Here is a 12,255-nt window from a genome sequence, read left to right on the forward strand (position 1 = left end):
GCCGGCACCCCCAGCTCACAGGCCCGCAGCAGCAGCTCCGCATGACCCGCCGTCGGAGTCGCGATCACCACCGCGTCCGCGTCGAAGGCGTCGCCGACGCGGGCCCCGAGCTGTCCGGCCACCGCTTCGGCCCGGCTCCGGTCGGCGTCGGAGACGACCAGCTCGTCGACAAGAGCAGCGAGGGTGGCGGCGTGAAACGCGCCTATACGGCCAAGGCCCAGCAAGCCCACACGCATGGTGACTCCTCGTCCAGGGGCCTCCAGTTCTAGATGAACGACAGGTGGCAGTCAAGACTTTGTCCTGACATTCGGACTATCTATCATCATCACCAGACTGAGGCACCGGACGGCGGGCGCGGTCAGCGCTCCACGAGGGTGACCTCCAAGGAGTAGTGGGAGGCGCGATAGACGTGGGAGCCGTGCTCCACGGCCCTGCCCTGGTCGTCATAGGCCGTGCGGACCATCGTGAGCAGGGGGCAGGAACGGCGCTCCTGCAGCAGCCGGGCCTCCACCGGGGTAGCGGCGCGGGCGCCGATCCGCTGGTTGGCGACCCGCATGCGGACCCCCGTCGCGCGGAGCAGCTCGTAGAGTCCCCGTCCCTCCAGCGCCTCGGCCGACAGGGGGGCCGGCCCGACCGGCAGCCAGTTGTGCAGCAGGGCCAGCGGTTCCCCCAGCGCGTATCTGAGCCGTTCCAGCCGGAGCACCGTGGTGCCCGGCGGGAGACCCAGGGCGCCGGCGACGTCCTCTTCGGCGGCGACCGTGCCGATGGACAGCACCCGGGTGACCGGCTCCTGCCCCGCCCTGCGCAGGTCGTCGTAGAGACTGGTGAGTTCGACGGCCCGCTTGACCTGGCCGTGCACGACCTGCGTGCCGACGCCACGCTTGCGGACCACCAGCCCCTTGTCGACGAGGTACTGGATGGCCTGGCGGACGGTCGGGCGCGAGAGCCCCAGGTGGTCGGCGAGCTGGATCTCGTTGTCGAGCCGGGCTCCCGGGAGCAGCTCACCGGCCTGGATCGCCTCGGCGATCCGCTCGGCCACCTGGAAGTAGAGGGGCACGGGGCTCGACCTGTCGAGGTCGATGTCCAATCTCGTCACAGTCACGGTCAGACAGTAATGGACATCAGGATGTCCTGACCAATGTCCCGTCACCGCCCGTCCACGAGGTACGCGACGGGACCGCGCCGAGCGTTTCACAAAGGTAAGTATGTCTTGACAAATTGTTCACATGACGTTCATCGTTGAGCGCACTGCGGCGCCGGATCGGGGCTCTGCGCGGCGCATGCGACCCCTTGAGAGGCAAGAGGAGTGACGCCATCGTGAGGCGTACCCGGAAGATCATCCCTGCGGCGCTGCTGGCACTGGCCGTCGCCGCGTGCGCGCCCTCCACGGGCGCCGGCGCCCCGCCCGGGACGGCGGCGGCCACGCCGCTGCCCGGCCCCTCGGTCGACGCGGACTTCGACCTCGACGCGCTGGTCGCGGCCGCCAAGAAGGAGGGCGGCCTGCTGGTCTACGACTCCAGCGGCGACATCGAGGAGGTGGCCAAGGCGTTCACCGAGAAGTACGGCATCGCGATGGAGGGGGTGAAGTCCGACACCCCGCAGACGGCCGAGAAGATGACCAGGGAGCACGCCGCCGACAACGTGACGATCGACGCGGCGATGTACGAGGACGGCGGGGTGCTGGTGGGCCAGCTCATCCCGCAGGACGTGGCGCGGACCTGGGTGCCCGCCGACCTGAAGGACCAGATCCCGCAGGAGAACCACAGCCCGCTGCTGGCGCTGTCGAAGGCCACCGTCTTCGCCTACAACACCAAGCTCTCCCCCGGCGGGTGCCCGGTGAAGAACGTGTGGGACCTGACCGAGCCGGAGTGGGCCGGCAAGCTGGTGATGCAGGATCCGCTGGGCAAACCGACCGTGCTATCGTTCTTCACCCAGCTCGACGCCCACGGCAACCAGGCGCTGGAACAGGCCTACCAGGCGAAGTACGGCAAGGCGCTGGAGACCGGGGAGAAGAGCGCCGCCTACGAGTGGATCAAGCGGGTGGCGGGCAACAGGCCGGTGCTGACCGGATCCGACGAGGACATCTCCGGCGCGGTGGGCGCGCCGGGCGCCACCGACAAGAAGATCGGTTTCATGTCGATCTCGAAGTTCCGCAACAACGAGGACAAGGGATACGCCCAGTCGACGTGCGCGGCGATGACGCCGTTCGCCGGCTTCAGCTATCCCAAGTATGTCGCGGTCGCCACCAAGAGCAGGCACCCCAACGCGGCCAAGCTGTACGTCCACTTCATCATGACCGAGGAGGGCGTCAAGCACGAGATCGGCGAGGGCGGCGTCTCCGGCAACGCCACGGTCAAGCCGCTGGTCACCCCGCCCGGGCTGGACGACTGGCAGGCCCGGCTCTTCCACACCGACCCCAAGGGGCTGCTCGGCGACCTCCAGAACCGCCAGACGGTCTCCGACTTCTGGCGCGTCAACCACGGATGATCCGGTGAACGGAGAAGCCCCCGGCGAGTCAGGTCGCCGGGGGCTTCCCTCGTTCTCAGTCGCGCGGGTCCCAGCCGTCGGTGTCGACGTCCAGGTCGAGCCCGTCGGCGATGTTCTCCCAGCCGACGAACTTGAAGTTCGTGTTCTCCCGGTCGGGCACGGCCGGCGTGTTGGCGCCGTCGTGCGTGATGAACAGGCCCTCCTCGAAGTCGCCCAGCGGGACGTTCAGCACAGTCGAGCCGTCGCTGTGCTCGACGCCGTCGACGCCGTCGTGCGACCCGACGCGGAACTGCCCGAGATAGGTGTTGGCACCTTCCTTGCGGTAGGCGGCGAAGGTGTTGTCACCCTGGCTGGAGGCCAGGAGGTAGCCTTTCTGGCCGTCCCGGTAGTAGATCGTGAGGCCCTCGGCGTCGGCCGCCAGGTGCCGGCCGCCGTAGCCGGGGTCCGCACCGGGGACGCACTCATCGGCCACCGGATCGTAGGTGGCGGGCACGCCGTACTCGCGGACCTTGTCCAGGAGCACCGGCGTCCCGGTGAGGTCGGCCCGCATCCGCCAGATGCCGACGTCCTCCTGGGCCGCGTAGAGCACGTCGGTCTGCTGGTCCACGACCATGCCCTCGACCTGCGGCTGCCTGCCCGGCTCGTCACAGGGGGTCCAGCTCTGCCCGTTGGGCAGGGTGAAGGACGCGGGCAGGTCCAGCGTCCTGACGAGCTGGTATCCGACCCTGCCGCCCGGCTTGGGGAGGAGCTTGACCAGGCCGACCGAGGACCTGTGCCGGCGGCTGACCAGCGCGTAGGTGCCGGTGGAGTCCTTCCAGGTGGTCAGACCGTAGGCCGTCTCCGCATCGTTGACCTGCTGCTGGGTAGTGTTGAACACGAACGGCGCCGCCGGGTCGGTCACGTCGGTCAGCTGCCCCTGGGCGACGGCGTAGATCCGGAGCTGGTCGCGGCCGCGGTCGGAGACGACCGCCAGGTCCCGCCCGCCGAAGCCGTAGGTGACGTCGACGTTGTTGAAGCGCCCGGTCTCGTCGTCGGGTCCCGGCGCCGAGGGCGCGGGGAGATGTTGGAGCTGCTCACCGTCGAGGTCGTAGACGTAGAGACCTCCCTCCTTGGCCGTCGTGATCACCAGGCTCCTGTCGGACCTGGACGGGTGGACCCAGATGGCCGGGTCGTCACCGTTGGCGTTGCCGCCCGTCTCGTCGTCGAACAGGGCGGGGGTCTCCAGCTCCGGGTCCGCCGACGGGATGCTCTGCCCTGTGGCCGGCACCGATAGTGCTCCTACCAGCGAGAACGTAAGGACTGCCAGGGAAAGCCTGGACAGGGGACGCATCGCGCCTCCTCGTTGGGGGTGGTGTCGCACAAGAACGTAACTACGAATTTACGACAAAGCAATAGGACATCCTTATGTCATGACATATTAAGGCTACGAGCATGGGATCATCCGATGTCTGAGAGCACAGGGAAGGACACAGGGAGAGCGCGGGGAAGGGATACCGCCCGGCCCGGAGCGGCCCGCTGAAAACGACGGGCCCGGGCCCCGGCGTGGAACGCCGTGGACCCGGGCCGAGGCCGGTCCGGCATCAGGAACGCCGCACCGGCGGCGCCGGTCAGGTGGCGAGATCCGCCGCGTCGGCGGGCAGGCCGGCCAGGCGGCCGATGGCCAGTCCGGCCTGGCGGGCCCGGGTGACCAGGGTGTGCTCGCTGCCGGCAGGACCGTTGGCCAGCACGGCGTAGCCGATCCGGCCGCCGGGGCCGATCATCACCCCGACGTCGGCCCGCACACCGGTGTCGGTGCCGGTCTTGTTGGCCACCCAGACCGTCCCGGCGGGGACGGACCCGGGGATCCGCCGGTCCTCCGGCTCGTGCGGCAGCAGGGCGGGGACCAGGCTCCGGTCGGTGTTGTGCGCCATCCAGCCCAGCAGCAGCCGGGTCCACTCCTGCCTGCCGTCGAGCCCGGCCGCGAACCGCGCCAGCTCCCCCGCCGTGCCGACGGCGAAGGTGGGCGGATGGGAGGGCAGGCGCGGCTCGCGGATCCGGTCGAGGATCCGCGTCCGCGCGAAGCCGAGCCCGGCGGCGCCCTCGGCCACCCGGTCCAGGCCGAGCCGGCGCAGCAGCGCGTTGGTCGCGGTGTTGTCGCTGACCGACGCGGTGAGCACGGCGAGGTCCCCGACGGTCCAGCGGCGGGCGGACAGGACGCCGAGCAGGCCGGAGCCGCCGCAACGGTCGTCCTCCTGGATCTCCACGACCTCGGCGGGGTCGAGCTCCCCCGCGGCGATCGCCCGGGCCACCACGGCCAGCAGCAGCAGCTTGCCGGTGCTCGCCAGGGTCAGCTCGGTGTCCTCGTCGAGGGAGATCAGTCCCGGCACCGACACGGCCACCGTGCAGGCGCCGCCCTCGCACGCCGCGTCGAGCTCTGTCATCGTCCTGTCCTTCCGGAACCCGTCATCCTTGCAGAGGCCGCGACCGCGGGCGGCGCGAGGTCCCCTCTCACGTGGCCAGCACCGCCCCGGGCCGGGCGCCGGTCTCGGCCCCGTCCCTGATCACCGTCTCACCGGCGACGATCACCCGGTGGATCCCCGCCGGGGGGACCAGCGGGTCGGCGAAAGTGGCGCCGTCGGCGATCGAGCCGGGGTCGAAGACGACCAGGTCGGCGTGGGCGCCGTCCTTGATCACACCGCGTCCCGCCAGCCCGAACCTGGCCGCGGCCATGCCCGTCATCTTGTGCACCGCCGTCTCCAGGCTCAGCAGCCCCAGCTCCCGGACGTAGCGGCCGAGCACGCGCGGGAACGTGCCCGCCCAGCGGGGGTGCGGCCGGCCGCCGGGTTTGGGCACGCCGTCGGAGCCGATCATCGAGTACGGCGCGGCCAGCACCCGCCGCACGTCGTCCTCGATCATGGAATGGCTGATGATCGTGACCTCGCCCTGCTCGGCGACGAGCAGGGCGGCGGCCAGGTCGAGGGGGTCCTGGCCGCGGGCGGCGGCCAGCTCGGCGACCGTTTGGCCCTCCGTCTCGGGGTGGCGCGGCGCGCAGGCGATCGAGATGCGGTCCCAGCCGCCGTTGCCGACGGTGTTCTCCCAGCCGGGGACGCCCTCGGCGATGGCCCGCCGCATCAGGTCGCGCTGGCCGGGGTCGGCCAGCCGCGCCGTCAGCGCGGCGATGCCGCCGTCGGAGGCCCAGGGCGGGAGCATCGCGCCCAGTGCCGTGCTCCCCGCGGTGTAGGGGTAGACGTCGCACGTCACGTCCATGCCCTCGGCGCGCAGGGCGGCGATCCTGGGCAGGGTGCGCCGGGTGCGTCCCCAGGCGTACTTGCCGGCCGTCTTGTGGTGGGAGACGTGCAGCGGGGCGCCGCTCCTGCGGGCGATCTCGACGGCCTCCTCCAGCGCCTCCTCCACGCGCGACATCTCGTCGCGCAGGTGGGTGACGTACGGCTTGCCGTACCGGGCGGCGACGGCCGCCAGCGCGACGACCTCGTCGGTGCTCGCGTAGGTGCCGGGAGTGTAGATGAGCCCGGTGGAGAGCCCCGCCGCGCCCTGCGACAGCGCCCGGTCGAGCAGCGCGCACATGGTCTCCAGCTCACCGGGGGTGGCGGCCCGGTCGACGGGGCCGATCACTCCGGCGCGGAGCGTGCCGTGCCCGACCAGGGAGGCGAGGTGGTTGGCGCGGGGCACGGCGGCGTGGGCGGCGGCGAACTCGGCGAAGCCCTCGTGCATCCCGACGTCGCCGCCGAAGTAGACCCGGCTCTCCGCACGCATGGCGGCCAGCCGTTCCGGCAGCGCGGGAAAGAGGCTGGAGCCGCAGTTGCCGCAGATCTCCGTGGTGACCCCCTGCAGGACGGCGGCCCGGACCATGTCGCCGCCCAGCTCCCCGTCGATCAGGGTGACGCCGTCGGAGTGGGTGTGCACGTCGATGAACCCGGGGGCGAGGACCAGGCCGGACAGGTCCGCGCTCTCGCGCGCGGTGGCGGGGGCCCCCGGCGGCAGCAGGGTGAGGCGGCCGGCGGCCACCCCGACGTCGGCGTGCCGGGAGGCATCCGGTCCGGCCGTGCCGTCGACCACCAGGCCACCCCGGAGCAGCAGGTCGAAGTGGGTCACAGCACCTGCCCGAGGAAGGCGCGGAAGCGCTCGTGGCGCGGGTTGGCGAGCACGTCGCGGGGGTGTCCCTGCTCGACGATCACCCCGCCGTCGATGAAGATCAGGTTGTCGCCGACCTCGCGTGCGAAGCCCATCTCGTGGGTCACCACCATCATCGTCATGCCGCTGGCGGCCAGGTCCCGCATGACCGCGAGCACCTCCTGGACCAGCTCGGGGTCGAGTGCGCTGGTCGGCTCGTCGAAGAGCATCAGCTTGGGGTCCATGGCCAGGCTGCGGGCGATCGCCACGCGCTGCTGCTGGCCTCCGGAGAGCTGGGCGGGGTAGTGGTCCGCCCGGCCGGCGAGGTCCACCCGCTCCAGCAGTTCCAGCGCCTTCCTCCTGGCGTCGGCCTTGGCGGCTCCCTTGACGACCACCGGGCCCTCCATGACGTTCTCCAGCGCCGTGCGGTGCGGGAACAGGTGGAAGCGCTGGAAGACCATGCCGATCTCCTGCCGCTGGCGGCAGAGCTGGGCGGGGCGCAGGTGGTGGAGCCGGTCGCCCTGCTCGGCGTAGCCGATCAGGTCGCCGTCCACCCAGATGCGGCCGGAGTCGATGGTCTCCAGCCGGTTGACGCAGCGCAGCAGCGTCGACTTGCCGGACCCGGACGGGCCGACGACGCAGACGACACCGCCCTCGGGCACGTCCAGGCTGATGCCCTTGAGCACCTCGACGGAGCCGAAGCACTTGCGCACCGAGCGGATCTTCACCATGGGCTCGCCCTTCATGCGTTCCCCCTGCCGAACGGCCGCAGGTTGCGGCGGACCCTGGTCCGCAGCGCGTGGTGACCGCGCTCGAACCGTTTCTCGACGAAGTGCTGGCCGACGCTCGCGATGGTGGTCAGCACGATGTACCAGATGGAGGCCACGATGAGCATCGCGATCACCTCGAAGTTGCCGAGGTAGATGCGCTGGGAGACGGTCAGCAGCTCGGCGCCGGCGATGACCGAGACCATCGAGGTGGTCTTGAGCATCGAGATGAACTGGTTGCCGGTGGGCGGGATGATCACCCGCATCGCCTGCGGGAGCACCACCCGGCGGAGCACCTGCCGGTGCGACATGCCGAGCGCCTCGGCCGCCTCGCGCTGGCCGGGGTCCACCGAGCGGATGCCCGCCCGGACGATCTCGGCCATGTAGGCGCCCTCGTTGATCGCCAGGCCGAGCAGGGCCGCGGTGAAGGGCGTGATCAGCTCGTTGGCCTGCCACTCGACCAGCTTGGGGCCGTCGAAGGGCACGCCGATGCCGAAGGAGGGGAAGACCAGCCCGATGTTGAACCAGAAGATGAGCTGGACCAGCAGCGGGGTGCCGCGGAAGAACCAGGTGTAGAGGCCGGAGGCGCCGCGCAGCACGGGGCTGCCGGACAGCTGCATCACCGCGGCGAGGATCCCCAGCGCCAGGCCGATCACCATTGACAGCACGGTGAGCTGGACCGTGACCCACAGGCCGCCGAGGACCCTGCCGTCCATCAGGTACTCGGCGATGACGTCCCAGTGCAGGTTCTCGTTGACGATGATCGTGTAGGCCAGCCAGACCAGGGCGGACGCGGCGACCACCGCGGCGATCCACCGGCCGGGCCGCGGCGGGCGGACCGCGTCGATCGGCAGGTGCGCGGCCTCGGCGATCTGGGGGGTCTTGGTCACTTCCATGGCTTGGTGTTGACCATCACCTCGGGTACGGCGTTGCTCGCGACGCCGTACTTGTCCAGAACCGCCTTGTAGCCGCCGTCGGCCGTCAGCTCCTGCATGGCCTTGGCGACGGCGTCGCGCAGCGCGGTGTTGCGGCGGTCGACGGCGATGCCCCAGGGGCCGGCGTCGTACTGCTCGGGCAGCACGTCGTACTTGCCGGTGTCCTTGGCGTACATCGCCGCGACGGGTGAGTCGACGATGGTCGCGGCCGCGCGGCCGGAGTCGATGCTGAGCAGGCCGGTCGGCGCGTCCTCACTCTGCATGATCTGCATCTTCTTGGCGCACTTCTCGTCCTGCCGCTGCCCGATGGCGAGGTTCGAGCTGCCCTTGGCCAGCACGACGGTGCGGCCGCACAGGTCCTCAAGGGTCTTGATGCCCTCGGGGTTGCCCTTCTTGACCATGATGGCCCCGCCGGCGTTGAAGTAGTCGACGAAGTCGACGGCCGCCCGGCGCTCCTCGGTGTCGCTCATCGAGGACATCACCACGTCCCACCGGCCCGCCTGCAGACCCGGGATGAGGCCGTCGAAGGCGGCGTTGGTCACCGTCACCTCCAGGCCGAGCTTGGCCGCGATCGCGGCGGCCAGGTCCGGGTCGACACCGGTGAGCTCCTGGGTGCCCGGCTTGTACATCTCCATCGGCGGGTAGCCCTCGGAGGTCGCCATCCGGAGCTTGCCCGTCTTGCGCACGGTCTCGGGCACCAGGTCTTTCGCGGTCTTGCCCGCCGCCGAGGCGGCGCCCGCGCCGGCGTCGGTCCCCGACGACGAGCGCCCGCAGCCACCGGCGAACGCCGATACGGCCAGCGCGACAGCGATAACCGAATACAGGCGCTTTGTCATAGAACCTCCCGGTTTGCGAATTGATGAGCTCATGCTGTCGGCGGGAGGTAACAGCCCCAACGCAGATGAATGCTTGCGAGCCTCAGCATCGAAACCTTCGACGCTGGGACCGGACAAAAGCCATGAAGCCCTAACTTCGACCGCATGAGCTTGGTCATCGAGAACGGCTGGCCGCGCACCGCGGCATGGACCGGCGGGGAACTGCGCATCGGCGGGATCGGCGTGCGGGAGCTCGCCGCCGAATTCGGCACGCCCGCCTACGTCCTCGACGAGGAGGAGTTCCAGGGCCGCTGCGCGGAGTGGCGGGACGCGCTGCCCGACGGCGAGGTGCACTACGGCGGCAAGGCGTTCCTCTGCCCCGAGGTGGTGCGCTGGCTGGATGCGGCCGGGCTCTGCCTCGACGTGTGCACCGGGGGCGAGCTGGCCGTGGCCGTGGCCGGCGGCATGGACCCCTCGCGGGTGGTCTTCCACGGCAACAACAAGTCGGTCGCCGAGCTGCGCCGCGCCGTCGCCTGGGGCGTCGGCTGCGTGGTCGTGGACTCCTTCGCCGAGATCGAGCGACTGGCCGCGCTGGCCGGCGAGGCGGGGGTCCGGCAGCGCGTGATGATCCGGGTCACCCCCGGGGTGGAGGCCCACACCCACGAGTTCATCGCCACCGGGGGCGACGACTCGAAGTTCGGGTTCTCGCTCAGCGCGGGCCTGGCGGCCGAGGCGGTCCGCCGGGTGCTGGTCGCCCCCTCACTGGAGCTGACCGGGCTGCACTCCCACATCGGCTCGCAGATCACCGATCTGGGCGGCTTCACCCTGGCCGCCCGCCGGATGGCCGATTTCCTGCTGGCCGCCGAGCGCGAGCACGGCGTGACGATCCCCAAGCTCGACCTCGGCGGCGGCCTGGGCATCGTCTACCGGCCCGGCGACCCGGTGCCGCCGCGCCCGGCCGAGGTGGTCGCGGCCCTGCGCGCGACCGTCCCGGACCACCTGCGGCTCGCCGTGGAGCCGGGCCGCTCGATCGCCGGTCCCACCGCCGTCGCCCTCTACGAGGTGGGCACGGTCAAGGAGATCCCCGGCGTCAACACCTACGTCAGCGTGGACGGCGGGATGAGCGACAACCCCCGCCCCGCCATGTACGGCGCCGCCTACACCGCGCTCCTGGCCTCCCGCTCCTCCGACGCCCCGCTCCGCGAGGTCACCGTGGTCGGCCGGCACTGCGAGAGCGGCGACGTGCTCGTCCGCGACCTGCCGCTGCCCGCCGACGTACGGCCCGGCGACCTGCTGGCGGTCCCCGCCTCGGGGGCCTACCAGCGGTCGATGGCCAGCAACTACAACCACGTGACGCGCCCCCCGGTGGTCGCCGTCCGCGAGGGGACGGCCCGGGTGATCGTGCGCCGGGAGACCGAGGAGGACCTGCTCCGCCTCTACGTCTGAGCGGCGTCCCGATCCCCGCCCCGCGCCCGGCCACCGCGGGGCGCGGGGCCGGTCCGGCTCTGGAGGGCCGGCCCGGCCCCGTAATGGTCGGACCGAAAACAGCTGGATCAGAAATAACCGGCCCAGAAATGGCGGACCGGAAATGACCGGCCGGTGGCCGTTCTCACCCTCGGAGGCCGGTGGCCGTTCTCACCCTCGGAGGCCGGCGAGGCGGATCGCACCGCCCCACCAGGACACCCGCCGCGCGGGATCGCGCGTCACACAAGGTCGCATAACGCGCGGAATCACGCGCCGCTCAAGGACGCGCGCCGTACCAGGCCGCACGCCCTGCCAGGTCACACGCCGTACTCGGCGACGAGCACCGCGCGGGCCAGGGCGTGGTGGTTGACCGTCCCGCCGAAGACGGCGGCCGTCTGGTCGGGGGTGACCTCGATGCTCTCGACACCGAGGGCGTGGACGGCGAAGACGTAGCGGTGCGGCGGACCCGGGGGCGGCGCGGCCCCGCCGAAGTCGAAGGCGCCGTAGTCGTTGCGGCCGTGGACGGCCCCCTTGGGCAGACCCTCCATCGCACCGCTCCCGGCACCGCGCGGCAGCTCGGTCACCTCGGCGGGGATGTCGACCAGCAGCCAGTGCCACCAGCCGCTGCCGGTGGGCGCGTCGGGGTCGAAGCAGGTCACCGCGTAGCTTCTCGTCCCCTCCGGGGCACCCGACCAGCGCAGGTGCGGGGAGAGGTTGCCGGACTCGTAGACGTGCGCGTCGGGCAGGACGCCCCCGTCCGCGAGGTCGTCGCTGACGACCGTGAACGCCGGGACCCGGCGCAGATATTCGTAGGGCAGCGGTGCGCGCTCGGCCATTGTTCCCCGTTTCCCCAGCCCCCGTTTTACACCGGAAGCACCCGGCAGCAGGGGATCTTGGCCCCTTTTTCGCACTCTGTCAAGGGTTGACACTTCCGTAGTCCTTGACGGCATACTCCGCTTTTAGATCACCAATTCGCTAATACGATGCTTTCGGCCGCCTCCGGTTACCACGCAGCGATCCTGCGTTCCGGTTGACTAAATGGCTCAAAAAGCCGCATCCGAAATACGGAGTCTGTATGAACGATCCGTTCGAGGACGGAAACGGCCGTTACCTCGTCCTGACGAACACCACGGGACAGCACTCTCTCTGGCCCGTGTCCATCGACGTTCCCCGTGGCTGGGACGTCGTGCACGGGGATGACACCCGCCAGGGGTGTCTGGACTTCATCGATGCGAGCTGGACCGACATGCGTCCCCGCAGCCTCTCCACCTTCTGAACGGCTGCCAAGCTCCGCACTTGCCGGCCGCCTCCATCGCGAGTCGCGTTCACAGCATGCCGTCATTCCGTGTGGTTGACCGGCATCACCGTCATCGATTCCGTCTGCCGTGCCACCGTGCCATGAAGCTCTGGAGATACCGTGAACCCGCTCCCCTTCCGAAACGACCTGGTGGAGGCATTCGAGGCGCGGGTGGCGGCGGCTCCGGAGGCCGAGGCGGTGGTCTGCGGCGCGGTCCGCCTGTCGGCGGCGGAGCTGAACGCGCGGGCCAACGCACTGGCCCGGCGGCTGAGCGCCGCCGGGGTCGGCCCCGAGTCGGCGGTCGTGGTGCTGATGGAGCGCTCGGCCGAGACGGTGGTGACACTGCTGGCGGTGGTCAAGGCCGGCGGCACCTACGTGCC

13 protein-coding genes are annotated in these 12,255 nt (G+C 70.8%); 4 read left to right on the top strand and 9 right to left on the bottom strand.

Annotation, left to right across the window (positions count from 1 at the left end; genetic code table 11):
* Both ACWDS7_RS40825 and ACWDS7_RS40830 read right to left on the bottom strand, forming a co-directional pair.
* Positions 1-236: Gfo/Idh/MocA family oxidoreductase (locus tag ACWDS7_RS40825; RefSeq protein ID WP_451933646.1), on the bottom strand; the 236-nt coding region annotated here is incomplete at its 3' end.
* Positions 237-358: 122 nt separating this feature from the next.
* The gene (locus ACWDS7_RS40830; protein ID WP_451933647.1) at positions 359-1,102 is read right to left on the bottom strand and encodes a GntR family transcriptional regulator; all 744 of its coding nucleotides are present in this window, start codon (positions 1,100-1,102) and stop codon (positions 359-361) included.
* Positions 1,103-1,317: 215 nt separating this feature from the next.
* On the opposite strand from ACWDS7_RS40830, the gene ACWDS7_RS40835 reads away from it, so the two are divergent.
* Entirely contained in the window at positions 1,318-2,487 is a 1,170-nt protein-coding gene (locus ACWDS7_RS40835; RefSeq protein WP_451933648.1) for an ABC transporter substrate-binding protein, read from the top strand.
* A 55-nt stretch (positions 2,488-2,542) separates the two neighbouring features.
* Here ACWDS7_RS40835 and ACWDS7_RS40840 read toward each other — a convergent pair whose 3' ends face one another.
* The 6 genes from ACWDS7_RS40840 to ACWDS7_RS40865 form a co-directional block, all read right to left on the bottom strand.
* Positions 2,543-3,754, bottom strand: a complete 1,212-nt coding sequence (locus ACWDS7_RS40840) for a phytase (protein ID WP_451933649.1) — start codon at positions 3,752-3,754, stop codon at positions 2,543-2,545.
* 340 nt (positions 3,755-4,094) lie between these two features.
* A complete protein-coding gene (locus tag ACWDS7_RS40845) occupies positions 4,095-4,907 on the bottom strand; it encodes a serine hydrolase (RefSeq protein WP_451933650.1) in 813 nt (270 codons plus the stop codon).
* A 67-nt stretch (positions 4,908-4,974) separates the two neighbouring features.
* Positions 4,975-6,579 carry an N-acyl-D-amino-acid deacylase family protein gene (locus tag ACWDS7_RS40850; protein WP_451933651.1) on the bottom strand — a complete coding sequence of 535 codons (1,605 nt, stop codon included), beginning with the start codon at positions 6,577-6,579 and terminating at the stop codon, positions 4,975-4,977.
* A complete protein-coding gene (locus tag ACWDS7_RS40855; RefSeq protein ID WP_306869789.1) occupies positions 6,576-7,343 on the bottom strand; it encodes an amino acid ABC transporter ATP-binding protein in 768 nt (255 codons plus the stop codon). The genes ACWDS7_RS40850 and ACWDS7_RS40855 overlap by 4 nt, the downstream gene beginning before the upstream one ends.
* Positions 7,340-8,260 (bottom strand): amino acid ABC transporter permease, encoded by a 921-nt coding sequence (locus ACWDS7_RS40860; protein WP_306869787.1) that lies wholly within the window; start codon positions 8,258-8,260, stop codon positions 7,340-7,342. Before ACWDS7_RS40860 ends, ACWDS7_RS40855 begins: the two co-directional genes overlap by 4 nt.
* Complete coding sequence (locus ACWDS7_RS40865) at positions 8,251-9,135, bottom strand: ABC transporter substrate-binding protein (RefSeq protein WP_451933652.1); 885 nt, start codon at positions 9,133-9,135, stop codon at positions 8,251-8,253. Before ACWDS7_RS40865 ends, ACWDS7_RS40860 begins: the two co-directional genes overlap by 10 nt.
* Positions 9,136-9,279: 144 nt before the next feature.
* Here ACWDS7_RS40865 and lysA point away from each other — a divergent pair, with 144 nt between their 5' ends.
* Complete coding sequence (gene lysA, locus ACWDS7_RS40870) at positions 9,280-10,560, top strand: diaminopimelate decarboxylase (protein ID WP_451933653.1); 1,281 nt, start codon at positions 9,280-9,282, stop codon at positions 10,558-10,560.
* A 335-nt stretch (positions 10,561-10,895) separates the two neighbouring features.
* On the opposite strand, the gene ACWDS7_RS40875 is transcribed toward lysA, so the two are convergent.
* Entirely contained in the window at positions 10,896-11,414 is a 519-nt protein-coding gene (locus ACWDS7_RS40875) for a YbhB/YbcL family Raf kinase inhibitor-like protein (RefSeq protein WP_306869780.1), read from the bottom strand.
* Positions 11,415-11,653: 239 nt separating this feature from the next.
* On the opposite strand from ACWDS7_RS40875, the gene ACWDS7_RS40880 reads away from it, so the two are divergent.
* Together ACWDS7_RS40880 and ACWDS7_RS40885 are read left to right on the top strand one after the other, a co-directional pair.
* On the top strand, positions 11,654-11,854 hold the full coding sequence (locus ACWDS7_RS40880) for an MbtH family protein (protein ID WP_451933654.1): 201 nt from the start codon (positions 11,654-11,656) through the stop codon (positions 11,852-11,854).
* Positions 11,855-11,995: 141 nt separating this feature from the next.
* A partial coding sequence (locus ACWDS7_RS40885; protein WP_451933655.1) for an AMP-binding protein occupies positions 11,996-12,255 on the top strand: 260 nt, incomplete at its 3' end.

The sequence above is a fragment of the Streptosporangium sp. NPDC003464 genome, from assembly GCF_053588315.1.